Here is a 22,419-nt window from a genome sequence, read left to right as displayed (position 1 = left end):
GCCCGGCGCGGCACCGGCGCAGACCCCTTGAAAACGATGCGGCGAGCGCACCGCGCGCTCGCCGCATCGTTCAGTCTTCTTCAAGCGTTCAGGCGCCGGGCGGGCAGAAGTCCGTCCCTACGCAAAAACCTCGCGCCCACTGCACTTCGAGGGCGCGGGACCGCCCCGCCGCCGGTGCCTTCCCGATACGCTCGTTTACGCGGTCACCACTTTTTCGGCGGCGTCCAGTAAGTCGTGCACTTCGTCCACCGTCTCAGCCTCGGCGTACACGCGCACGAGCGGCTCGGTGCCGGAGGGGCGCATCATCACCCATGCGTCGCCTTCCAGGTAGAACTTCACGCCGTCGCGGCGGTCGACGTCCACGACCTTCTTGCCGCACACCTCGTCGGGCGCGTAGCCGGGCACGACGCTGGCGCGGAAGTTCGCCATCTGCTCCTCGGTGATCTTGAGGCCGCGGCGCTCGAACTCCAGCTTGCCCACCTTCTGGAACATGTCGTCCACCAGCTGGCCCAGGCTCATGCCGCGCTGCGCCATGGTCTCGGCCAGAAGCAGCGCCATGAGCAGGCCGTCGCGCTCCATGACGTGGCTGGGGATGCCGATGCCGCCGGACTCCTCGCCGCCCAGCATGACGTCGCCCTTCTCCATCTCGGCGTAGATCCACTTGAAGCCCACCGGCGTGCTGGTGAGCTCCAGCCCCAGGCGCTTGCACTGGCGCGCGAGCATGGCCGACGCCGTGATGGTGGACACCACGCGGCCGTGCTGGCCCTTGTCCTCGGCCAGATGGGAGACGAGCAGCGTGATGATGCGGTGCGGGTTCACGAAGTTGCCGTGCTCGTCAACCGCGCCGATGCGGTCGGCGTCGCCGTCGTTGATGAAGCCGGCGTCGAAGCCCAGCTCGGGCACCTTGGCGATGCAGCGGTCGACCCAGGGCGGAATGGGCTCGGGGTGCAGGCCGTCGAACGTGGGATCCTCGGCGTTGTTGATCTCGCACACCTCCACGCCCAGATCGCGCAGCAGCCCGGCGAGGTGCTTGCGGCCCGCGCCGTACAGCGGGTCTACAACCACGCGCAGCCCCGCCTTGCGGATGGCGTCCGCGTCGACGCCCTGCTTGAGGGTGTCGAGGTAGGAGGTCATGAGGTCGACTTCCTCGCAAGCCCCGCGCGCGTCGGTGGCGGTTTCGGGCAGCACGGCCTCCACGCGGTCGGTGAAGTCCTTACCAGCGGCCCCGCCGTCGGCCATGCGCAGCTTCACACCCAGGTACTCGGCCGGGTTGTGGCTGCTCGTGAGCATGATGCCGCCCACCGCGTCGGCGTCCTGCGCCACCGACCAGCACAGCGTGGGCGTGGGACAGTAGTCCTGCGTGAGCCGCACGTTGAAACCGTGGGCCGCCGCGACTTCGGCCGCCAACCGCGCGTAGGCGTGCGCGTCCCGACGACAGTCGTGCCCTACTATGATGGTGCCGGGAGCATCGGCCGGGCGCCCGGCCGAGACCGCATCCTCTTTGAAAATGCGGGCCGCCGCGTCGACGACGCGCACCAGGTTGTCGTCCGTGAAGTCTTCGCCGATGATGGCGCGCCATCCGTCGGTGCCGAAGTGTATGTCTGCCACAGGTTGTCCTTTCCGCACGGGAAACTTCGAAGGCGGGCGGATGATGCGCGCCCGTCATGCTCTCGTATTATAGTCAAAGGCTTCGCCACGCGGCCGAATCTTGCCAAGTCGATGCAGGATCATCATCGAGCATTATCAAAAGAGGTTGAGTTATTCTGAAGCGAAGCGAATCTAAACGGGACAACTCGATTTTTCAAACCGCTTTCCGCAATCAAAAAAATATCGTCGTTTTTCGACTGTTGATTTCACCGTCTTTTTTCGAGCGCGCACTTTTCGAGCGCGCACTCGAAAATCTGCCGTTGTTCTTACGGTACCAAAACCGCGCTTCGAAAAACCGGTACCCGGAAATTGAAAATCGAAAATTGCCATCAGGGTATCTGCACCCGAAAAATCGAAGAGCCACGAGAGCGGGGCCGAAAAGGTTCAGAGCGCCTGACGCGCTGCTGGAATGTTTCACGTGAAACGAGGCTGGACGCAGATCGAGGCCGCAGGGGGGAGCGCGGCCTCGATCTGGACGAGTGAAGAGAGAAAGAGGGAGGAGTTTTTCTCTTGCTCGACGCATATCTTATCTGATGAATTATACTTTGTCAAGAATATCTTTATATTCGGATAAAGATATTCTTGACACGTGTTGCACAAGCGTCGTCCCATGTAAACTACTATGTTGCTTTCGGCGAGAGCGTTCCTCCCCCGCCTTGTTGTCGTTACAATTGCTGCGACGGAAAAGCTCAGGCGCGGCGGCGGCCGGCGCCGGAAACGAAAGCGAGAAAGCCATGGCGAACAAGAGCCTTGCGAAGGACCATGCCGACACCTGCGTGCTCGTCACCGGAGGGGCGGGCTTCATCGGCAGCCACACGTGCGTCGAGCTGCTGAACCAGGGATACCGCGTTGTCGTGGTAGACGACCTGAGCAACTCAAGCGAAGTCGCGCTCGACCGCGTGCGGCGCATCACCGGCGTGGACGATGATCGGCTCGCCTTCTACGAGGCGAACGTGCTCGACCGCGAAGCGCTCGCGCAGGTTTTCGAAGAGCACGACATCGACGCCATCATCCACTTCGCGGGTTTCAAAGCCGTGGGCGAGAGCGTGCAGAAACCGCTCGAGTACTACTGGAACAACTTCGCCGGCACGCTCGTGCTGTGCGACGTGGCGCGCGACCACGGCGTGAAGAACATCGTGTTCTCCTCGAGCGCCACCGTGTACGGCGAACCCGAGTTCATCCCCATCACCGAGGACTGCCCGAAGCACGAGGCCACCAACCCCTACGGCCAGACGAAGAGCATGCTGGAGCAGGTGCTCACCGACCTGTACGTGGGTGACGGCGAGTGGAACGTCGTGCTGCTGCGCTACTTCAACCCCATCGGCGCGCATGAGAGCGGCCTGATCGGCGAGGATCCGAAGGGCATCCCGAACAACCTGCTGCCCTACGTGGCGCAGGTGGCCGTGGGCAAGCTGGAGCGCGTGGGCGTGTTCGGAGACGACTACCCCACGCATGACGGCACGGGCGTGCGCGACTACATCCACGTGGTCGACTTGGCGCGCGGGCACGTGGCGGCGCTCGACTGGATGGGCGGCAAAGTGGGAACTGGCAAAGCCGACACGCTCGGCACCCTCGCCGGCGAACCGGCGGCGGACGGCACGCGGCGCGGCGTGGGCATCTTCAACCTGGGCACGGGCACGGGCTCGAGCGTGCTCGACGTCATCCACGCCTTCGAGCGCGCGTGCGGCAAAACGCTTCCCTACGAAGTGAAGCCGCGCCGCGCAGGCGACGTCGCGGTGAACTACGCCGCCTGCGACAAAGCGCGCGAGGAGCTTGGCTGGACGGCCCAATACGACCTTGAGCGCATGTGCGCCGACGGCTGGCGCTGGCAGTCGCAGAATCCGGACGGCTACGCAACGGCCTAGCGTCCGAACGCGCGCCGCGCGCCGCCCCGAGGAAAGCTCCGGTCCGCCAAATCGACCGGGACTTTCTTTTTCGCAGGAACTCCGCCTATCGGCGTTTCCGTTTGTCCTGGTACATGGCGCGGTCGGCAACATCGAACAGCTCCTGGTACGTCGACCCCTCGGAGGGGTGGCGCGCCGCGCCGACGCTCAGAGTCACCGGCACGCCCAAGTCGCGCGATACGGCCGCGACACGCTCGCGAAGGGCCTCCCGCTTCGCCGACACGACGTCCTCGTCGTCGATACCCGGAACGAACGCGACGAACTCGTCGCCGCCCACGCGCCCGACGGGGTCGTCGCACCGAAACACGTCGAACAGCGCCCGCGCAATGGCGACGAGCATCCTGTCTCCCATGCTGTGGCCGCACCGGTCGTTGATCTGCTTGAAGCGGTCCACGTCGATCACGAACAACAGCCCGCGGTCGCACCGGGCGAGCGCCTCGGCGATCTTCTCCTCGGCGGTGACCTTGTTCAAAGCCTTTGTCAGGCCGTCCACCTGAGAACGCAAGGTAAGCTGCTCCTCCAGGTCGTGCTGCTGGGTGACGTCGACCATCTTCCCGACGACGGCGTACGGCTCGGGCCCTTCGTACAGGTACCGGAAAGTGATGGAGAACCAACGGTACTCGCCGGAGAGCACGCGCACGCGAACGGTGGCCTCGCGCGTCTCTCCCGGCGGCGACGGATTCTTCAGCACCTCATCGATCTCGGCAAGATCGTCTTCGTGGAAGTCGACGAGCGTCAGGTTCCGCTCCAAGTAGCGCTCCCGCCGCAGACCGTCGAGCGAGAACACGTTGCGGGCGTTGGGGGTAAGCTCCAAAACATCGTCGACGTAGGAGTATTCGAACAGCACCGTGTCGGAAAACTCCGCAAGCACGGCGTAGCGCTCGGCCTCCCGTAACGCGCGTCGGCGGAAGCGGCTTATGACGAGAGCGACCGCGATGCACGCAACGGCGCTGACGGCGACGAGCGCCGCTCCGGCGATCACGGTGTCGCGCAGAATAACCTGGGAGTATTCGGCGATCGTGTTCTCTTGGGTGATGTTGACGATGGTCCAATCGTTCACGCTGAGTCTCACGGAGGTGAAGAACAGCATCTTGCCGTCGCGCTGCCCGATGGGCACCGTGGCGACGTCGTTGTCGTTCTCGACGTTCGCACGCATCTCCTGCACGACAGAATCCGAAAATCCGTTATCGCGCAGCACATCGTACAAGTTGAGGCCGTCGTACAACTCCGATTCGTCCGAATCGGTGATGATAGTCCCGTTGCCCTTCATGAGCACGGACCCCAGAAGCGCGACCTGGGACTTGATCTGCTTGGTTTCGATGAGGCTGTGCGCATTCACCACGCTGCGCAGCACGCCCACGACCTCGCCGTTCTTCTTCACCGGTTCGGCGATGCTGTAGAAATACCCGCCCAATCGGTTTGATTTGCGCACGTCCGACGCCACGTCGTCGCCGGCCTCGATCTTGTCCAGCGTTTCAAGGTCCTGCTCCGAGGAGGCGTCGATCCCTGCTTCGAGCGACGCGATAGAGGAATACGTCACCCGGTACGATCCACGCTCGTTCCACGATTCCAAAAACTCCGTGAACACCGCTCCTTCAGGGTCGATGTCCGACGATTCCGCCAACGTTCTTATAGTCGATATCGTATTGCGGATCTCGCTCATGGACGATTCCACTTCGACTTTCTGCGCCGTGGTGAAATCGTTCATCCCTTCGCTCGACATCTTGTAGAACTCGTTGCTGAGCGACAACGAGTAAGCAGCGAACACCCCGTACACGACGAGGCCCGCGACAAGGATCGATGCGCCGAAAACAGCGATGGTGCGAGGAGAATCGAACAAGCGCCGACGAGCGCGCCGCCCGCCCAACGTGTTGTCGCGTTCTCCCATCCGGTGGATTCTTCCTCGCTATCGAACAGCCGACCGAAAACGCAAGGTTTTTCAGCCGTCGGCTGCATCACGGAATCGTCAGTATGCCTCGGGCGGATTGAAAAAACAAGGTCGCCGAAAAAGCGGTCTCGTTTCGTTACGCGGCGCCGCCCGCCCCTGCCGTGCCGGCGGGACGGGCGGCGGTTCGCGTTTCGGGTTGAAGGCTAGGCGGCGTATCCGCCGGCAGGCGCATCCGGGTAACCGGAATAATCACCGCCGGAGTAGTCTTCGCCTCCATTGTCGTAACCGGCACCGTCATCGAGGTAGTCGCTGCTGTATCCGTAATTGGGGTCGTAGTTGGGGTCGTAGCCCGAATCGTAGCCGGAACCGCTGCCGTACGAATCGGCGCTGTATCCGTAACCCCCCGAGCCTCCGGAGCCCGACGAGTACGAGCTCGACGTGCTCGACCCGGACGAATAACCCGGACCGGACCCCGTGACGCCCACGATGCTGCTGGGATCGCCGCCTTCTTCGACCACTTTCATCATCTGCTTCGTGGCCGTAGGATCGTTCAGCACGTAAGACTGGCCGTCTACCAGCTCGTTCATGAACACGGTGGGCGCCATGGCGGAGTACACCGTCAAATCGCCCTTGCCCTTGAACTGCTCCGCCAAAGCGACGATGTCGGTGACCGACAGATCCGTCGTCACGCACTTCGCCGCGCTCTGGACAATGCCGGGAAGCTCGGTGACGGGCATTTCGAGAACCTTGTTGACCAAGGCCATGATGAGCTTGCGCTGGTTGGCCGTGCGGGTGAAGTCGCCGTCGGCGTAAGCGCGGCTGCGTGCGAACACGAGGGCCTGGTCCCCATTTAAATGCTGCGGCCCTTCCTCGATGATGATGCGCTCGCCATATGGGTTGTCCGTAGTGTTGTCGGCGTCCGTGTCGTCGATGCGCTCGTCGACCTCCACGTCCACGCCGCCAACCACGTCAACGAGCTGAATCAGGCTTTCGAAGTTGACTTCAGCGTAATGCGAGATATCCACACCGAGAAGCTGGCTGGCTTCCCTGATAGTGGAAGAAACGCCGCCGTAGTTGTACGCCGCATTGAATTTCGCACGGCCGACACCGTCTATCTCGATCATGGTATCGCGCGGGATGGACACGAGTTCGGCCAGGTTCTTCGTGGGATCCACGTACACGACGATGTTCGTGTCGGAACGGGCGCCGTCTTCGTCGCTGCCCGCACGGGCGTCGGAACCCACGAGCAGCATGTAAAACGGCTCGTCGAAGCTCTTCTTCGGAGCGAGAACGTCTTGGATGGCCTGCATCTCCTCCGACGTTTTGTTGCCGGAAAGCTCGCTGTTGATGGAATTGACGTACAGGGCGAACGCCGTGCCGCAGCCCACGACGGCCACGAGAACGGCGGCGAGCACGCCGATGGCGATTTTCTTGCCGCGACCCATGCGCTTGCCCGCGTTGCGGGAATACTGGGGATTGTTGCGGGAATACTGGCTTGCCGCCGACTGCCGCGAGTAGGCGGTGTTGGCGCTGCGCCCCTGGCTGCCGGGGGTATATGCCGATCGGTACGCCGAAGGACTGGCTTGCTGGCCTCCCCGGGAGAATTGCTCTGCGGCGCCCCTCGAGGCAATGCGTCCCGATTGGGCGGCTTTCGCCGAGCGCACGGCACGCGCAGACTGGGGTGCGCGCGACGAGCGCGCAACCGGTCGGTTGGTGCGAGAGTTTCGTGACGCCATGTACTTCTCCTCAACAGCCTCGGCCTTGCAGCGCGCAGGCGCAACGCAGGGCCGGCGGGCGCGCCGCCGCCGATTATTCCGATGGCGTCGGCCGCGCAGGCGAAGCTCGCGTCAAAAACGAGCGCCGATCCGCGCCGCCGCGATTCCACCCGGGCGACGTTCGCTTCATCGTCCGAGGTGGTATGCGCAAACCGCACAACATACCCGTATATTCTATCACCGATGGTCAATCCGCCATAAAAATGGCATGGCATAGGGACAAACCATTCACAGCCAAGCATTTCTCGGCAATTCGCCAAAACGTATTCTTGCGGTTACATCGTTCGCCGCAAGAGCGGATAGGCTTTTGTTCATGGTGAACAAAGTCGGACAGACGACAGGCGCTTCGCATGCGGCTCCAGACTATGGAAACGAGGATTCCATCGTGCTGGGCCGCAACGTCACGCGCTTGCGCAAGCAGGCCAAGATCACCAAGCAGAAGTTCGCCCTCATGGTGAACGTGGGGCGGCCCTTTCTCAATCGCATCGAAAACGGGACCGCCGATCCGCGGCTTTCCGTCATTCTCCGCCTTGCCGCCGCGTTGGACACCACGCCGCAGGAATTGCTGACCGACCAAAGCGAAGCCCCCACGAAAAGCGATGCCTCGACGCGCCATGCGCGCTTGGGCTGATCACGCCCTCTCTTGCTGAACGGCCCGACCTCGGCGCTTGAACAGCAGGTAGGCCAATCCGGCGCCAAGTCCCCCGCCTGCAGTGTCGACGATCCAATCCACGGGATCGCACATGCGCCCCGGCACGAACAGCTGGTGGAACTCGTCGGTAGCGCCGTACAAGCTGGCGCATGCGACGCCCACGAGGCAGGCGCGCCGCAGCGGCATATGGCACCGCAGCGCGTTCGCCAGCAAAGCCCCGAACAGCGTATACTCGCAAAAATGGGCGATGGAAGACACCGCGTCCGCATCCGGCCCGAGCAATTGGGCTTGCACGGCCTTCAGCTCTTGGAACAGATACGAAAGCGGACCCAGGTCGCGATCGAGGCCGGTGTCGGTGTTCGACGACATGAAGAATATGAAGCAGGCCCATAGCACGACGAGCGCCCAGCTCGCAACGACGAAGGCCGTCGATTTCCTTGGCATGGTGGCAATCCCTTCTCGGCGGTTCTCTACAACTGGTCGACGAGGCTGCGCAGCTTGTGCACAAGGCCCTGGGGTATCGGCACGTTTTCGCAGTTCATGGCATGTACATCTTCGACGCATTTGATGGCTGCGTGCAAAGCGCGACTGGCGCCGTCCTGCGTCTTGGGACGAAGCTGGCCAAGCCGTCGCTCGCTATGGATGCGACGAGCTCTTCGAGCTCGTCTTCTTCCATGGAGTAGTCGTTGTCGGGGTGCGGCTCGATCGCATCGAGGGGCAGGGACAGCGTCCTGTACGACGACCGGGCGGCGCTTCGGCTCATGGCCGCCTACCCCATCAAGTCGACGAGCATGCGAGGGTCGTCGATGACGAGATCGGCCGAGGCCTCGCGCAAACGCTCGGCGGCATGGTAGCCCCAAGACACGGCCACGGCCAAAGTGCCGGCGTTGCGGGCCACGGCGACGTCGCCCGTCGAGTCGCCCACATAGGCGGTGCGCTCGGGCACGGATTCCAACTCGGCGATCGTTCGCAGCAGTCCGGCGGGGTCGGGTTTGCGCGGGATGTCGGCGCTTTCCCCGTGCGCGACGGCGAACAGCCCGGGCAGGTACGTGCCGATGACGTCCTGCACACCTGCATCGAACTTGTTCGAAAGCACGCCGAGCCTCGCGCCGCGGCGCTTGAGCTCGGCCACGGTCTCGGGAATGCCGGCGTAGGCTTTCGTCAGCTTGTGCCCGTACTGAGGATAGAGTTCCTTCCAGCGGCCCATGGCGGCCTCGACGGCGGCCTCGTCCGCATCTGCGGGAACGGCTTGGTACATGAGCGCCTTCACGCCGTTGCCCACGAAACCGAGTATCTCGTCGGTAGTCCGCTCGGGAAACCCGCACTCGCGCAGCACGGCGTTCGTGAGAGCCACCAAGTCGGGCAGCGTGTTCAGCAGCGTGCCGTCGAGATCGAACACGAACGTGTCGACGCGCGGCGGCGCACCGGCCCCGGCGTGCGTTGAGGATGCGATTGCGGTTTCCATGGCGTTACCTCGGCTCATGATACGAAAAATCCAAGCCGAAGCTTGGATCGTGGGTTGCTATGGAGCGGGTGACGGGACTCGAACCCGCGAATACAAGCTTGGGAAGCCTCTATCCTTCTTGGTTCGCTTCTGCCCAAATTCCCTGTCTGACCTCGCATCCTTTTATTACCGAATTCGATTCTACCAAAAGTACTGGACAAAGTACTGGAAAACTCGTGCGATTCTCAAATGTTCCCGTTTTGGGGTCGGTAAGAGCGAAGGCCGCCAAAACCGGCGACCTTCGACTGAAATCTATGGAGCGGGTGACGGGACTCGAACCCGCGAATGAGAGCTTGGGAAGCTCTTGCCTTACCACTTGGCCACACCCGCATGCTAACGGATTATAACCTTACATCCCCCTCTCTTTGAAGATAATTATCGAATAATCCATCGAAAGGATCAGGCAGTCCGCCTCAGGAAGTTCATGTACCTGGTTCCGATGCCGAGCCCCGTGTTGGGCACGTAGCCGGCGTAGAGGTCCAGGGTGTAGGCGGAGCTCGCATGGCCCATCAGCACCGAAACCGTCTTGATGTTCTCGCCGTTGGCGAGGTTCAAGGTGGCGAAGGTGTGGCGCAGGGCGTAGGGCCTCATGCCCTCGAACCCGGCCTTGGCTACGAACCGCTGCCAGTTTCTCAGCCAGTTCTGGTAGGACCAAGCTTTCATCCCCGGGCTGCAGAGCGGCATGCTCATGGTGGGCTTGAATCCGAGCTCGCGCATCTCCTGCGACTTCAGCTCGATCCAGAGCTTCGCGATCTGCGCCGTGTACTCGTCGACGGGGATCGAGCGCCTGGAGGCGTCGGACTTGGGGTAGTCGACGATCTTCTTCCCGTCGCGGCTGACCACGCTCGTGATCTTGATGAGCGTCTCGTTCTCCCCGAAGATGATGTTGCCAGCGCGCACCGCGAGCATCTCCTCCGGCCGCATCCCCGTGTTGAGGAGCAGCAGCAGCAGGCTGAGCTTCATGAAGCCGAGAGAAAGCGCCTCAGTCTCGTGCAGGAACCGCGCCGCCTCGTCCGCCATGAGGGGGTCGATGAGCGGCCTGCTCTTCTTGAACACGCGGGTGAGGAACTTCGCCTTCGCGACGTTCTTCGCGATGTCGTCCTTTTCGAGGGCGTAGTTCATCACCTCGCGCAGGAACTTCAGTATCTTCGCCTGCTTGTCCGGCCCCGCCACCTTGATGGGTTTGTAGGGTTTGGCGAGGGTGCCGTGCTTCTTCGCCCACTCAGCGGTCTTGCGGTTCTCCTCCCACGCGCGCTGCCGTTCGAGCGCCCACTTCTCGGACAGCTCGGGCACCTTGAGGAGGCATTCCTCGATGTCCTCGGAAGTCACCTCGCTTATGGGGATGCTCCCGATGGTGGCGCTCACGTATTTCGCGTGGGATGTTTCGTTCCTGATGGTTCCGGCGGAGACGGAGCCGTTGCTGCGGATGGCGATGTAGCGCTCGATGTAGTCGCCCAAAGGCGTCGTGCATAGGCCGGGTTCTCGCCCGCTTTCCTCCTGCTTCACCCAGCCGCGCTCTTCCAGCTTGCGCTCCAGCTCGGCGTTCTTCTCGTCTTCGAACGCCTCCGTCTGGGTTTTCAGGTCGTCCCTCTTGTTGAGGGCGAAGACGTTCCGGACCAGCTTCCTCTTGCCGTCGAAGTAGGCGCGGTACTCCTCGGGGATGCGGATGGTGAGCTCGTACTGCGTCGCGCGGGAATCCTTGCGCCTCCGCCTCGGCAGCCCTTTCTTCTTGCGCGCCTCGTCTACGTCATAGGGCTTGTCGCATCTGAGCTTCTTCATGGCTGGAGCCTTCCTCGCTTGGGCGACCTCGGTAGAGGTAGTTGAGGAGGCCCAGCTTCGGCACCAGCCAGCGCACCCCGATCCGGCACCCCTGCAGCTCCCCGCGACCAAGCAGCTTGCGGATCTCCTGCCCCGTCGCGCCGGTGAACGCCGCCACCTGGTCGGGCGTCATCATGTAGGGGTAGTCCTCCAACATAAACAGGTAGAGCCCGTCGGGATCCGCCGCCAGAAGCCTGGCCTCGTCGATTCCGATGTCGCCAGATTCGTTTTCCATAGCTGCCCCCTTTCTTCAAAAGGCGGCTTGCGCCGCTAATGATGGTCCTCGCCCGGGATGATCGCTATGATGCGACAGAGCGTCTCGCATGTTCGCGAAGCCGCCAAGATGCCGCTACGGCATACCGAGCTGAATATGGGATTGATGGAACGACGATACGCTCGATGCGGTTGTCAAAGTGCTGCAGAGCCATACACGCATGTTTCGCCTGTAGCGCGAGAGCATGGACGACGCCGCAGAGGCAACGCTAGAGCCTTTGCGCGGAAGATGGCTGAAATGGTGTCAAAAGAGGAAGAAAGATTCTCAAAATGGCCAAGGCGGCCACATCGATCTTGCTGCAATCACTCAGAGTAAGCGCAGGTTGATTTTTGCCAACAAACAAAGCCGTACCTAACTGCCGAATAAGCAGTAAGGAATGTATCTAACGTGAGCGCAGGGGTTTTACAGCGAAAACAATGGTACGTGCTCTTTGCAGTCGGACAAAACATTGCGCTCGTGGGTGGACGGTTCGGCCTGTAAGAGCAGAAGCCCGACCAAGCGGTGCCATCAATAGCGGTTGACCCCGCAGCGCTCCTTAATTTCGCGGATATCGGGTGGCATGTCCGCGGGATCCATCGAATGGGGAACCTCGGTGGATCCCGCTTCGAGCGCCTTGTCGTAGAACCAACACTTGTAAGTGATGAAGTCGAGCGTGTGCTGCAACTTCGCCATCTCCTCCTCAAGCGCCTGCTTGCGCGCGTGGAACATGCTCCGACGCTGCTCGATGGTGCCGTCCCCTTCGAGGTACCAATCGACGAACTGCTTGATTTCCTTGATGGTGAGCCCCGATTTCTTCAAGCGCTCGATGAATTGAATCCATTCGAGATCGTCCTCCCCGAACATGCGCATGCCGCTGCCGCTGCGGTTCATATGGGGCAACAGCCCTTCTTTATCGTAGTAACGCAGCGTCGATGCGGAGAGCCCCATCTTTTTCGCAGCATCCCCGATGGTGTAGAGCATGGCGAGTCCTTTCGCGGTTTTTTGAAAACACCCCTTGACTTAAAGTTAACTTTAAGTTTTAGCATCCAACTATAAGCTTACGGACGTATCGTACCGCGTCGCATCGGATTCGTAAAGTCCGCAGCAGCGAGGCACGACGGAGGCAACCTTCGAAGGGCACCCTGGGCAACGCCAACGGATGGGAGTGATCATGGAGAAAAGAAAGATCGGAACGCTGGAAGTATCGGCCATGGGGCTGGGATGCATGGGGTTCAGCCACGGCCACGGCCCCGCGCCGGAGCACGACGAAGCGATCAAGCTGATCAGGGCGGCTCACGACAAGGGATGCACCTTCTTCGATACGGCCGAGGGCTACGCGAAGGGAGCGAACGAGGAGCTGGTGGGTGAAGCCGTGAAGCCCTTCCGCGGCGACATCGTGCTGGCCACGAAGCTGCACATCCCAGAAAACCCCGACGACCTGGGCAAGGCCGTGCGCCAACACCTCGACGCATCCCTCAAGCGTCTGCAAACCGACTACGTCGACGTGTACTACCAGCACCGCATGAATAAGACCGTCCCAGCTGAAGACGTGGCCGTGGTCATGGGCGAGCTCATCGCCGAAGGAAAGATCCGGGGGTGGGGGCAGTCCCAATCCAGCGAGGACGAAGTGCGTCGCGCGCACGCCGTCACGCCGCTGACCGCCGTGCAGAGCGAGTACTCGATGATGGAGCGCATGTTCGAGCGCGACGTCATCCCCGCCTGCAAGGAGCTGGGCATCGGTTTCGTGCCGTTCTCGCCGCTCGGCGAAGGATTCCTGAGCGGCAAGTACACCGAGCGCGACGTGTTCGTGGGGGACGACGTGCGACGGGCCATCACGCGCTACAAGAAGGAGAACATCCGCGCCAACCAGCCGCTGCTCGACCTGCTCCACCGCATCGCCGGCGAGCACGAGGCGACGCCCGCGCAGATCGCGCTGGCCTGGATGCTATGCAAGGAAGGCTTCATCGTGCCCATCCCGGGCATGAGAAGCATCGCGCGCTTCGACGAGAACTTCGGCGCCTGCGACGTCAAGCTGTCCTCCGACGACATCGCGCGCATCGAAGGTGAACTCTCCCGCATCGAGATCCACGGCAACCGCACCGACGAAGACATCATCGGCTTCGACTACCGGTAAAAGCGATGACGAAGCCACGCCCAGCCCCTCTCCGTCGCCTGCGCTTCGCGCTCGACGTCCTTATGACCAGCGCCCTTATGGCGCAAATGTGCTACCCCTTCACGGGCGACACGCTGCATCTCTGGATCGGCATCGCCTTCGCGGCGCTTGCGATCGCCCACATCGTCCTCAACCGGTCTTGGTTCGCGCAGCTTGCGCGGGGGCGCTGGTTCGTCCTGCGCATCGTGCGGGCGGCGGCGGTCTTCCTCGGGCTGGCCGCGCTGGTCGCGGTGCCGGCAAGCGGAATCCTCATGTCGCCGATAGGGCTTGCCGCCCTGCCCGAGATCGCGGGCATGTCGACCATCCGGCTTATCCACTTGGCGGGAACCTATGCGGCGTTCGTGCTGTTCTCGCTGCATCTCGGCCTGAACATCGCGCGACTCCGGAAGCCGTCGGCATCGGGTAAGACCCGCCCGGCAGTTCGCATCGCCGCATGCGCGCTGGTCGCGATCGACGCCGCTTACGGCGCTTTCGCGTTCGGAAAGCACGGAATCGTCGACTACCTGACGTTGCGCAGCCAGTTCGCGTTCTGGGACTACAATGCGCCGATTGCGTTGTTCGCCTTCGATTACGCCTCGATGATGGTGCTCTTCGCAGCCCTCGGATGCACGCTGGGCGCGCTCGCCTCGCCTCGACCCTCGGCCGCCGATCCATCGCAACAGCCCGCAGCGGATCGGCGGATCGCCGTCAAGCGGAGCCGCTTCGGCGCAGGAGCGCGTCTTGCCGCCGCCGGTGCGCTCATCGCCCTCTCTGCGGCCTTCATCGTCGGAGGCAGACTGGCGACGGCGCGCGAGGGCCAGGCGACGTGGTCGTCGGAAAGCTCGACATGGACGAGCGCTTCCGCTCCCGTTGGCTCGGACACGACGCAACCCGACCCCCAAACCGTCGCCGTCGAAGCGCCGCGCATCCTCGTCGCTTACTTCACCTGGGCAGACAACGCCGTCATCGAGGATCCAAGCGCTCTCGACGTCGACGCCGTGACCACAGCGAGCGTGTTGCCGCCCGGAAACGTCGGCCTCGTCGCCCGGCAGGTTCAGGACGAGACCAACGGCGACCTCTACGCCATCGTCGCAAAGGAGCCTTACCCCAGCGACTACGACGCCTGCCTGGAGCGCGCCATCCGGGAAAGCGATGCCGGAACACGGCCTGAACTGACGGGGACCGACATCGACGTGGAAGAATACGACGTCGTTTTCCTGGGCTTTCCCAACTGGTGGTACTCCTGCCCCATGGCCGTGCTCTCGTTTCTCGAGCAGCACGACTTCTCGGGCAAGAGCGTGATCCCCTTCTGCGTCCACGGCACGGGCGGCTTGGCAAGAAGCGTGCAGGCGATTCGGGAAGCCGCGCCCGGCGCCCAAGTGCTCGACCCTTTGGGCATAAGCCGCGAGACCGCGTCGTCGTCCGAGGAAGCCGTCGACAGCTGGATCGCCAGCTTGGATATTTCCTGAACAGGGCGTAAGAAACGCCGACAACCGACCACCTACGAACGAAACGAGGAGAAACATGAACTGCAAGACAACCGCTTTCAAGCCCTTCCCCCTGCTCGTCGCCGCCAGCCTCGCGCTGCCCCTTGCCGGCTGCGCAAGCGAGGAGACCGGAGCCCCGGCTGTCGAGCCGACGACGCAGGCTCCCGAACCCGAGCAAGCCGAGCAGGTCGGGAAAGCCGACGAGCTACCATCGGACAGCAAAGTGCTGGTCGCCTACTTCAGCAGGTGGGAGAACAGCGTGCAAACCGGCGACGTGGACACCATGACATCGGCGAGCGTCGTGGTGCAGGGCGACGAGATCACCGGCACCACCGAGTACGTCGCTGACCAGGTAGCCGCCTACACCGGGGGCGACCTGTTCCAGATGCGCACGTCCGAGCTCTATCCCGAGGACTTCGACGAAACGGTGGACGCGGCGCACGAGGAGCGCGATGCGCCCTACCTGCCCCCTCTGCAGAATACGGTGGACAACCTGGACCAGTACGACGTGGTGTTCCTGGGCTTCCCCATCTGGAGCTCCACCGCGCCCAACGCCGCTGCCTCGTTCCTGGCAGAGAACGATCTGTCGGGCAAGACCGTGGTGCCCTTCTGCACGCACGACGGCTACGGCCAAGGATCGAGCTTTGCACGCGTCGGAGAGTTGTGCCCCGCTTCGACGGTACTCGAAGGGCTGGCCGTGCCCGCTGCGGAAGTGCAAAGCTCGCAGACCGACGTGGTAGCCTGGCTCGAAAGCATCGGCGCACCGCACGTGGAAGAGAGCCCCTCGCAGCAAGCCGGGGAAACACCGGTCTCCATCGACATCGGCGGCACGGCGATCGAGGGCGTGCTGTTCGACACTCCCGAGGCCCGCGCGTTCCAAGCCATGATGCCCTGCACGATCTCGATGGTCCGCTACGGCGACCGCGAGTACTACGGGAGCATCGAGGGCTCGATAGAAACTGACGAGACGGGGGACCTCTCGTTCGAGGACGGGGCGATCACCTACTGTCCCACGAACAACACGGTCGCCTTCTTCTTCTCGCAGTCGAGCAACCCCGACCTCACCATGGGAGTGATCCCCATCGGACGCGTCACCTCCGACCTCGCGGCGTTCGATGCGATGGGCAGCCGCGTTGAAGCAAGCTTCCAAAACTAAAACGACGACCGACCGCGAAGAAACGAGGTTCACCATGGACAATCTCATCGATCGCCGAACGTTTATCCTGGGGGCGGCTGCAGCGGGCATTGCGACCCTCGCTGGCTGCTCGACGACGGATGACGAGCTCGATGGTTCGGAAGACGCGCCTTCCGAACCGAATCCGCCCGACGCTGCGGAGCAGGACGAAGCGGTTCTGGACGAGCAAGCCGCACAAGAGCCGCCCAGGGTCTATCTGACTCGGAGCATCGATCCCGACGGGCTGTCGCGAGCCTTCGGCGCGCTGGAAACGAGCTTGGAGGGCCCCGTGGCCGTCAAGGTGTCCACCGGCGAGGCGGGCAGCAACTACCTGCGCGCCGAGCTTATCGGAAGCTTCGTGCAGTCCCTCGACGGCGTCATCACCGAATGCAACACCGCCTACGCCGGGCCGCGCGGCGATACGGAAAGCCACCTTCAGCTTGCGGCCGACCACGGGTTCACCTCGTTCGCCGACGTCGACATCATGGACGCAAACGGCTCTTTGAGCCTGCCCGTCCGCAACGGCGTGCGCCTCCAAGAGAACCTGGTGGGCGCGAACTTGGCGAACTACCGCTCGATGATGGTCTTGTCGCATTTCAAGGGACATCACATGGACGGCTTCGGAGGGGCGCTCAAGAACATGTCGGTGGGGATCGCGTCGGCAGCCGGCAAGTGCCTCATCCACAGCGCCGGGGTCAGCGACAGCGACCGGCTGCTCGACGAAACGCCGCAGGACAGCTTTCTCGAGGCGCTGGCGGAATCGGCATTGTCCGTCGCCGACTACTTCGAGGGGCGCATCGTCTACGTCAACGTCATGAACCGGCTCTCGGTCGGATGCGACTGCCAGTCGTATCCTCCCGAACCGGCCATGGCCGATGTGGGCATCCTCGCTTCCCTCGATCCTGTGGCCCTCGACCGGGCCTGCACCGATCTCGTGTACGCGGCCGAAGACGGCCAGGCGCTTGTCGAGCGCATGGAATCGCGCCATGCCTCATACGCGCTCGACCATGCCGAAGCGATAGGCGTTGGATCGCAAGCGTACACCCTCATCGACATAGACTAGCTGAAAAGAACACGGCAAAGGAAAGCAGCAACATGAAATCCAACAAGAACTACCTGGTTCCCATTCTATTCTTAGGAACGTTCGGCATCCTCTGCACCGAGACGGGAATCATCGGCATCCTGCCCCAGATCGCCGCCCGGTTCGGCATCGACCTCGCGCAGGCCGGCCTGCTCGTGAGCCTGTTCGCGCTCGCGGTCGCCGTCTCGGGAGCCACGCTGCCCGCGGCGCTCTCGCGCGTGAACCGTAAGACGATGATGCTCGTCGTGCTGGGCGCGTTCGCCCTCGGCAACGTCGTGTTCGCGTTCGCTCCCACCTTCGAGGTGGCGCTCGCTGCCCGCGTTCTGCCGGCCTTCCTCCACCCGGTGTACTGCTCCGCCGCGTTCGCGCTGGCCGCGGCGTCGGTGTCGGAAAGCGAGGCGCCCAAGGCCACTTCGAAGGTGATGATGGGCGTGTCGCTGGGAATGGTGGTGGGCGTGCCGTTGTCGAGCCTTCTGGCCAACGCGCTCTCCGTGCAAGCGGTCATGATCGCGTTCGCGCTCATCAACGTCGTCACGTTCATCGGCACGCTTCTGCTCGTCCCCTCCATGCCCGTCGCCCAGAAGATGAGCTACGCGCAGCAGGTGTCGTCGGTCAAGAGCCCCCTCGCGGTGGCGTCGCTTGCCGCGACCGCCTTCATCCAGGCGGCCATCTTCGCGACGTACGCCTACGTCGCCGAGTACCTGGGCGACGTGATGGGCATAGAGGGGAACGCGCAGTCGGCCCTCCTGCTGGGATTCGGCGTGGCGAGCCTGCTGGGCAACTACCTGGCCGGGCGGCTGCTCTCGAAGGCGGCGCGGGCGACGCTGCTCGCCTTCCCCGTCGCCGTGCTGGCCGTCTACCTGCTTCTGTACTTCGGAGCCGATGTCTTCCCGCTCGCCGTCGCCGCCGTCGTCGTGTGGGGGCTGGCGTACGGCTTCGGCAACAACGTCCAGCAGTTCGCGACCTCCACGTCCATGCCCGACGCGCCCGACTTCGCCAACGGGCTGTTCATCTCGTTCGGCAACATCGGCATCACCCTGGGAACCGCGGTGGGCGGCGCGGCCCTCGCGGCCTTCGGCCCGCAGGCCACCGTCGGCGCCTCCGTCGCGTTCGTCGTGCTGTCCGCGGCAAGCCTCGTCGTCCGCTCGCGGCTCGTGCGGAACCGAGGCTAGCAGGCACCCACGCTCGGAGCGTTCATCGGCATATTCGCCATGGCGGTAGGCACGACGGCACGGCGTTGGGTACGACGAGGGCATTGACGGCCATCCCCTGCTGGCGCTGCCCACGGCGAGCACATAGCCGATGGATAGAAAGATACGCCAACCGAACAAAGAAAGGAACATCATGCGAAAGAAGACACTGGTGGCATACTTTTCGGCAAGCGGAACGACGGCGCGGGCGGCCAAGGCGCTTGCCGAAGCCGTCGGCGCCGATCTGCACGAGATCGTGCCCGAACGGCTCTACTCGACGGCCGATCTGAACTGGAACGATCGCTCAAGCCGCAGCTCGATGGAGATGAACGACGCGGCGGCCCGCCCTGAAATCAAAAGCAAGGTGGCCGGAATGGACGACTACGAGGTTGTCTTCGTGGGCTTTCCCATCTGGTGGTACGTTGCCCCGCGCATCATCGAAACGTTCTTGGAAAGCTATGACTTCTCCGGCAAGACCGTCGTGCCCTTCGCCACATCGGGCGGCAGCGACATGGGCGGCACCGAAGCGATCCTGAAAAAGCGCTGCTCGGCGCAGACCGACTGGCGTCCGGGCAAAATGCTCAACGGACGCCAGTCGGACAAGGCGCTGCGCTCGTGGGCGGACGGGCTCGGCCTGTAGGAGCAGGCGCCCGCCCACCCGGAGGCACCGAAACGAAGGACACATGAATAGGAGACACACCATGCAAGAACAAACAGTCACGAGCCTCGACCGCCGCCGCTTCCTCAGGCTCGCCGCAACGGCAGGAGCGACGCTGCTCGCAGGCGGGGCGATTGCCGGCTGCTCGGCCGAAAGCACAGAACCGCGCGGCGGCACCCCGAACGCCGCATCCGATCAATCGGGAGATTCGACTGCAGCGACATCCCCCGAAGCAAATGCCCCCGCCTCCCCCAAAACGCTTGTCGCCGTCTTCTCGTGGTCGGGGCACACGCTGCAGGTCGCCGAGCGCATCCACGAACTGGTGGAAAGCGATCTTTTCCGAATCGAGCCCGCAGAACCTTACACGAGCGATTACAACGCGGTGCTCGACGTCGCCCAGCGGGAGCAGGACGACGACTATCGCCCTGCGTTGGCGGCATCGGTTGAGAACTGGGACGATTACGGCACCGTCTACCTGGGATTTCCCGTGTGGTGGTACCACGTGCCCCAGATCATCAAGACGTTCGTAACTGAGCACGATCTCGCGGGCAAGAACGTGGTGGTGTTCGGCACGAGCGGCGGAAGCAGCATAGCCGGCACGGTTCCCGACATCGAGGCGCTGTGCCCGAACGTGACGATCTCCGGAAACATCACGCTCGACGGCGACACCGTTTCCTCCCAGCTCGATCGCGTAGACGCATGGCTCGGCGATTTGGGGCTGCGGTGAGCGAGACGGCCATCCCCAGAAGAGCTTTCTTGAAGGCGGGAGCCATCCTCGGCAGTGCGGCAATTGCGGGCGGATTCGGTCTTATAGGCTGCTCTCCGTGGATTCCGCGGTCAGCGACGACGGAAAACCGCGACGAAGCCCTGGAAGATGAAGGCGGTGCGATGAACGACACAGCGGCATTCGATGTGCAAGACGGGTTCGTCTCCATCCCTGGAGGAACGTTCGCTATGGGCAGTCCGGAAAGCGAGAATTGGCGCGGCGAGGACGAGACCGTCCACGAAGCGACGATATCGGATTTCTTCATGGCTCCCTACGAGACAACGCAATCGGACTACGAAAGACTCATGGGATCGAATCCGAGCGCCTTCGTCGGGTCGAACCTGCCCGTTGAAAACGTGACTTGGCATGATGCGGTTTCGTATTGCAACGCGCTTTCTGAAGAAGCGAACCTCTCCCCCGCATACGTCATCGACGGGGCGTCCGTGACATGGGACCTGTCGGCCGACGGCTACCGCCTGCCTACGGAGGCCGAATGGGAGTACGCCTGCCGCGCCGGCACGGCCACCCCCTTCAACACGCAAACGTCTATCAGCGCCGACAGCGAAGCGAACTACTACGGCACCTATCCCTACGGTATCGAGGAGAATTACTTTTCGCAAGGAAACCTGGATACGCACCCGGGCGTGTATCGCCAGACGCCTATCGAGCCGGGGAGCTTTGCTCCGAACGCCTGGGGGCTCTACGACATGCACGGCAACGTGGCCGAATGGGTATGGGACCGATACGGCTCCTATGACGCAGAACCGCAGATCGACCCCACGGGTGCCCCGTCGGGCGCTTTGCGCGTGAACCGCGGAGGCGGGTGGAACGATTTCGCCAAGAGCCTGCGCAGCGCCTATCGAGCCGCCCTGCCCGCCGACGGCGCAAGCCCTAGCGTCGGCTTCCGCGTTGCCCGCAGCGCGCGGGCGCGGGCGGGTGCGATAGGATCAGCGGAAACGACTGCGCAAACGTTCGGCGGCGAAGCGCTGGTTGTCTTCTTCTCTTGGGGCGGCAACACGCGCGGTATCGCGCAGGAGATCGTACGTCAGACGGGCTTCGACGCCGTGGAGCTGGAATGCGAGCATCCGTACTCGTCGGACTACAACACGGTTCTCGAAGAGGCGCAGCGCGACCAAAATTCCCAGGCACGCCCCGCGCTGGCTTCGCGCATCGACGATATGGGCCGCTACAGCGCCGTCCTTCTTGGATATCCCAACTGGTGGGCATCTATTCCCATGCCCATCGCATCCTTTTTGGAAAGCTACGACTTTTCGGGAAAAGCCATCGTGCCGTTTTGCAGCCATGGCGGCGGTCGGTTCGGTCAAAGCGTATCGGCGATCTCCAAGCTGGCCCAGCGCGCCTCGCTCGGCGAAGGCTTGTCGGTGCACTATTCGGGCGGCTCGAGCTTGGCGTCCGACGTTTCCGCCTGGCTCGAACGAAACGGGCTTGCATGACGGGCTCCAGAAAACCTCAGGCGGCCATCCGAACCGCCCCGAAGCGCTTTTCCATGCCCGACAAACGCAGGTGCGGACGCAGCGAGGCTCGTCGGGTGCTGAAAGTCGCGGTCGATCTTGGACTGGCGGGCGTGTTCGTGGCGCTCATGGCCACGGCAACTGTGGAGGAATTCGCCCACGAATGGCTTGGAATGGCGGCCTTTGCACTGTTCGTCGTCCATCAGGCGCTGAACCGGCGTTGGTGGGCGCACCTTTTCAAGGGCCGTTACAACGCCGTGCGCATGCTGACGACAATCGTGAACCTGTGCCTCGCGCTCTGCATGATCGGGCAGGCCGCCTCGTGCCTGGTGCTTTCGAAATACGCACTGGGCTGGCTTCCTGCTTTCGACGGCGCATGGTGGGCGCGTATCGTGCACATGGCGGGCTCGTACTGGGCGTTCGCCTTGGCATCGGTTCATGCAGGGTTGCACTTCTCTGGCGCCTCCCTCGCGTTTAGACGGCGCAGCGGCGCAATAACGTGGATTGTGCGGGCAGCCGCTGTCGTCGTCGCCTGTGCCGGAGCATGGTCGTTCGTTCAGCTCGATCTGGCAACGTACCTGCTGATGCGGAGCCAATTCGTATTCGTTGACCCTACGGTACCGCCCCTCTTGACAGCCGCACGATACGCTTCGACGGGGTTCCTGTTGGCAGCGCTTGCGCACGGAGCCGCGACGCTGTTGCGCACAATCGCCCGGAAACACACGCAATCCAACTGCGAAGACGACGAAAAGCATGTTTCTGGTGAATGCAAGCGAGGCGGCTTTCCAACCCGGCGCCCAAAAAACCCATACGCTCCCAGTACGAGAGCAAACGCAGGCAAACCGGAGAGGTCCTATTCGAAAGAACAGCAACCAAGGAGAAAGGATCTATGATGCCATACGAAGACAACAGCAATGCAAGCGCGGGCTCCCTGGGGCGCGGAATAGACAGTTTGATCAACAGAGAGGAATCCGCACCTTCGCCGAAAAAGACGGCGG

20 protein-coding genes and 1 tRNA gene are annotated in these 22,419 nt (G+C 62.9%); 11 read left to right on the top strand and 10 right to left on the bottom strand.

Features of this window, described 5'->3' with window-relative positions:
• Positions 1-195: 195 nt before the first annotated feature.
• On the bottom strand, positions 196-1,608 hold the full coding sequence (locus C1878_RS00230; RefSeq protein WP_114599720.1) for a phosphoglucosamine mutase: 1,413 nt from the start codon (positions 1,606-1,608) through the stop codon (positions 196-198).
• 773 nt (positions 1,609-2,381) lie between these two features.
• On the opposite strand from C1878_RS00230, the gene galE reads away from it, so the two are divergent.
• Positions 2,382-3,512: a UDP-glucose 4-epimerase GalE gene (gene galE / locus C1878_RS00225; protein ID WP_114599719.1), complete on the top strand. Its 1,131-nt coding sequence runs from the start codon at positions 2,382-2,384 to the stop codon at positions 3,510-3,512.
• 85 nt (positions 3,513-3,597) lie between these two features.
• On the opposite strand, the gene C1878_RS00220 is transcribed toward galE, so the two are convergent.
• Together C1878_RS00220 and C1878_RS00215 are read right to left on the bottom strand one after the other, a co-directional pair.
• Complete coding sequence (locus C1878_RS00220; protein WP_114599718.1) at positions 3,598-5,439, bottom strand: diguanylate cyclase domain-containing protein; 1,842 nt, start codon at positions 5,437-5,439, stop codon at positions 3,598-3,600.
• A 203-nt stretch (positions 5,440-5,642) separates the two neighbouring features.
• The gene (locus tag C1878_RS00215) at positions 5,643-6,884 is read right to left on the bottom strand and encodes an LCP family protein (RefSeq protein WP_241963543.1); all 1,242 of its coding nucleotides are present in this window, start codon (positions 6,882-6,884) and stop codon (positions 5,643-5,645) included.
• A gap of 643 nt (positions 6,885-7,527) precedes the next feature.
• Between C1878_RS00215 and C1878_RS00210 the strand changes: the two genes are divergently transcribed.
• Positions 7,528-7,845 (top strand): helix-turn-helix domain-containing protein, encoded by a 318-nt coding sequence (locus tag C1878_RS00210; protein WP_241963542.1) that lies wholly within the window; start codon positions 7,528-7,530, stop codon positions 7,843-7,845.
• On the opposite strand, the gene C1878_RS00205 is transcribed toward C1878_RS00210, so the two are convergent.
• From C1878_RS00205 to C1878_RS00175, 7 genes are all read right to left on the bottom strand, one after another.
• Positions 7,846-8,310, bottom strand: a complete 465-nt coding sequence (locus C1878_RS00205) for a VanZ family protein (RefSeq protein ID WP_114599716.1) — start codon at positions 8,308-8,310, stop codon at positions 7,846-7,848. It abuts the gene before it with no gap.
• Positions 8,311-8,404: 94 nt separating this feature from the next.
• The gene (locus C1878_RS16410) at positions 8,405-8,629 is read right to left on the bottom strand and encodes a ParB/RepB/Spo0J family partition protein (RefSeq protein ID WP_147272875.1); all 225 of its coding nucleotides are present in this window, start codon (positions 8,627-8,629) and stop codon (positions 8,405-8,407) included.
• Between the two features lie 6 nt (positions 8,630-8,635).
• Positions 8,636-9,331, bottom strand: a complete 696-nt coding sequence (locus tag C1878_RS00195; protein WP_114599714.1) for an HAD family hydrolase — start codon at positions 9,329-9,331, stop codon at positions 8,636-8,638.
• A 294-nt stretch (positions 9,332-9,625) separates the two neighbouring features.
• A tRNA-Gly gene (locus C1878_RS00190) sits at positions 9,626-9,700 on the bottom strand.
• 69 nt (positions 9,701-9,769) lie between these two features.
• The gene (locus C1878_RS00185; RefSeq protein ID WP_114599713.1) at positions 9,770-11,149 is read right to left on the bottom strand and encodes a site-specific integrase; all 1,380 of its coding nucleotides are present in this window, start codon (positions 11,147-11,149) and stop codon (positions 9,770-9,772) included.
• A complete protein-coding gene (locus C1878_RS00180; RefSeq protein ID WP_114599712.1) occupies positions 11,118-11,423 on the bottom strand; it encodes a helix-turn-helix domain-containing protein in 306 nt (101 codons plus the stop codon). The genes C1878_RS00185 and C1878_RS00180 overlap by 32 nt, the downstream gene beginning before the upstream one ends.
• Positions 11,424-11,969: 546 nt before the next feature.
• On the bottom strand, positions 11,970-12,422 hold the full coding sequence (locus tag C1878_RS00175) for a MerR family transcriptional regulator (protein WP_114599711.1): 453 nt from the start codon (positions 12,420-12,422) through the stop codon (positions 11,970-11,972).
• 190 nt (positions 12,423-12,612) lie between these two features.
• Between C1878_RS00175 and C1878_RS00170 the strand changes: the two genes are divergently transcribed.
• From C1878_RS00170 to C1878_RS00130, 9 genes are all read left to right on the top strand, one after another.
• Positions 12,613-13,575 (top strand): aldo/keto reductase, encoded by a 963-nt coding sequence (locus tag C1878_RS00170; RefSeq protein ID WP_114600087.1) that lies wholly within the window; start codon positions 12,613-12,615, stop codon positions 13,573-13,575.
• 77 nt (positions 13,576-13,652) lie between these two features.
• On the top strand, positions 13,653-15,062 hold the full coding sequence (locus C1878_RS00165; protein WP_158539631.1) for a flavodoxin: 1,410 nt from the start codon (positions 13,653-13,655) through the stop codon (positions 15,060-15,062).
• A gap of 55 nt (positions 15,063-15,117) precedes the next feature.
• The gene (locus C1878_RS00160; RefSeq protein ID WP_114599709.1) at positions 15,118-16,236 is read left to right on the top strand and encodes a flavodoxin; all 1,119 of its coding nucleotides are present in this window, start codon (positions 15,118-15,120) and stop codon (positions 16,234-16,236) included.
• 34 nt (positions 16,237-16,270) lie between these two features.
• Complete coding sequence (locus C1878_RS00155; protein WP_114599708.1) at positions 16,271-17,317, top strand: DUF362 domain-containing protein; 1,047 nt, start codon at positions 16,271-16,273, stop codon at positions 17,315-17,317.
• Between the two features lie 32 nt (positions 17,318-17,349).
• Positions 17,350-18,507 (top strand): MFS transporter, encoded by a 1,158-nt coding sequence (locus C1878_RS00150; protein ID WP_114599707.1) that lies wholly within the window; start codon positions 17,350-17,352, stop codon positions 18,505-18,507.
• Positions 18,508-18,679: 172 nt separating this feature from the next.
• Complete coding sequence (locus C1878_RS00145) at positions 18,680-19,165, top strand: flavodoxin (RefSeq protein WP_114599706.1); 486 nt, start codon at positions 18,680-18,682, stop codon at positions 19,163-19,165.
• A 61-nt stretch (positions 19,166-19,226) separates the two neighbouring features.
• The gene (locus C1878_RS00140; RefSeq protein WP_158539630.1) at positions 19,227-19,910 is read left to right on the top strand and encodes a flavodoxin; all 684 of its coding nucleotides are present in this window, start codon (positions 19,227-19,229) and stop codon (positions 19,908-19,910) included.
• Positions 19,883-21,403 (top strand): flavodoxin, encoded by a 1,521-nt coding sequence (locus tag C1878_RS00135; protein ID WP_369833481.1) that lies wholly within the window; start codon positions 19,883-19,885, stop codon positions 21,401-21,403. The genes C1878_RS00140 and C1878_RS00135 overlap by 28 nt, the downstream gene beginning before the upstream one ends.
• On the top strand, positions 21,400-22,314 hold the full coding sequence (locus C1878_RS00130; RefSeq protein ID WP_114599703.1) for a DUF4405 domain-containing protein: 915 nt from the start codon (positions 21,400-21,402) through the stop codon (positions 22,312-22,314). The genes C1878_RS00135 and C1878_RS00130 overlap by 4 nt, the downstream gene beginning before the upstream one ends.
• Positions 22,315-22,419: the final 105 nt, after the last annotated feature.

Origin of the sequence: Gordonibacter sp. 28C (genome assembly GCF_003339845.1) — a bacterium.
GTDB lineage: Bacteria > Actinomycetota > Coriobacteriia > Coriobacteriales > Eggerthellaceae > Gordonibacter.
The sequence above is the reverse complement of the archived record's forward strand: the minus strand, read 5'-3'. Positions and strand labels throughout refer to the sequence as shown.

Excerpts from the sequence above, each read along its gene's own strand:
- galE (WP_114599719.1), top strand. The coding sequence starts at position 2,382 with ATGGCGAACAAGAGCCTTGCGAAGGACCATGCCGACACCTGCGTGCTC.
- C1878_RS00220 (WP_114599718.1), bottom strand. The coding sequence starts at position 5,439 with ATGGGAGAACGCGACAACACGTTGGGCGGGCGGCGCGCTCGTCGGCGC.
- C1878_RS00215 (WP_241963543.1), bottom strand. The coding sequence starts at position 6,884 with ATGGGTCGCGGCAAGAAAATCGCCATCGGCGTGCTCGCCGCCGTTCTC.
- C1878_RS00210 (WP_241963542.1), top strand. The coding sequence starts at position 7,528 with ATGGTGAACAAAGTCGGACAGACGACAGGCGCTTCGCATGCGGCTCCA.
- C1878_RS00205 (WP_114599716.1), bottom strand. The coding sequence starts at position 8,310 with ATGCCAAGGAAATCGACGGCCTTCGTCGTTGCGAGCTGGGCGCTCGTC.
- C1878_RS16410 (WP_147272875.1), bottom strand. The coding sequence starts at position 8,629 with ATGAGCCGAAGCGCCGCCCGGTCGTCGTACAGGACGCTGTCCCTGCCC.
- C1878_RS00195 (WP_114599714.1), bottom strand. The coding sequence starts at position 9,331 with ATGGAAACCGCAATCGCATCCTCAACGCACGCCGGGGCCGGTGCGCCG.
- C1878_RS00185 (WP_114599713.1), bottom strand. The coding sequence starts at position 11,149 with ATGAAGAAGCTCAGATGCGACAAGCCCTATGACGTAGACGAGGCGCGC.
- C1878_RS00180 (WP_114599712.1), bottom strand. The coding sequence starts at position 11,423 with ATGGAAAACGAATCTGGCGACATCGGAATCGACGAGGCCAGGCTTCTG.
- C1878_RS00175 (WP_114599711.1), bottom strand. The coding sequence starts at position 12,422 with ATGCTCTACACCATCGGGGATGCTGCGAAAAAGATGGGGCTCTCCGCA.
- C1878_RS00170 (WP_114600087.1), top strand. The coding sequence starts at position 12,613 with ATGGAGAAAAGAAAGATCGGAACGCTGGAAGTATCGGCCATGGGGCTG.
- C1878_RS00165 (WP_158539631.1), top strand. The coding sequence starts at position 13,653 with ATGGCGCAAATGTGCTACCCCTTCACGGGCGACACGCTGCATCTCTGG.
- C1878_RS00160 (WP_114599709.1), top strand. The coding sequence starts at position 15,118 with ATGAACTGCAAGACAACCGCTTTCAAGCCCTTCCCCCTGCTCGTCGCC.
- C1878_RS00155 (WP_114599708.1), top strand. The coding sequence starts at position 16,271 with ATGGACAATCTCATCGATCGCCGAACGTTTATCCTGGGGGCGGCTGCA.
- C1878_RS00150 (WP_114599707.1), top strand. The coding sequence starts at position 17,350 with ATGAAATCCAACAAGAACTACCTGGTTCCCATTCTATTCTTAGGAACG.
- C1878_RS00145 (WP_114599706.1), top strand. The coding sequence starts at position 18,680 with ATGCGAAAGAAGACACTGGTGGCATACTTTTCGGCAAGCGGAACGACG.
- C1878_RS00140 (WP_158539630.1), top strand. The coding sequence starts at position 19,227 with ATGCAAGAACAAACAGTCACGAGCCTCGACCGCCGCCGCTTCCTCAGG.
- C1878_RS00135 (WP_369833481.1), top strand. The coding sequence starts at position 19,883 with ATGGCTCGGCGATTTGGGGCTGCGGTGAGCGAGACGGCCATCCCCAGA.
- C1878_RS00130 (WP_114599703.1), top strand. The coding sequence starts at position 21,400 with ATGACGGGCTCCAGAAAACCTCAGGCGGCCATCCGAACCGCCCCGAAG.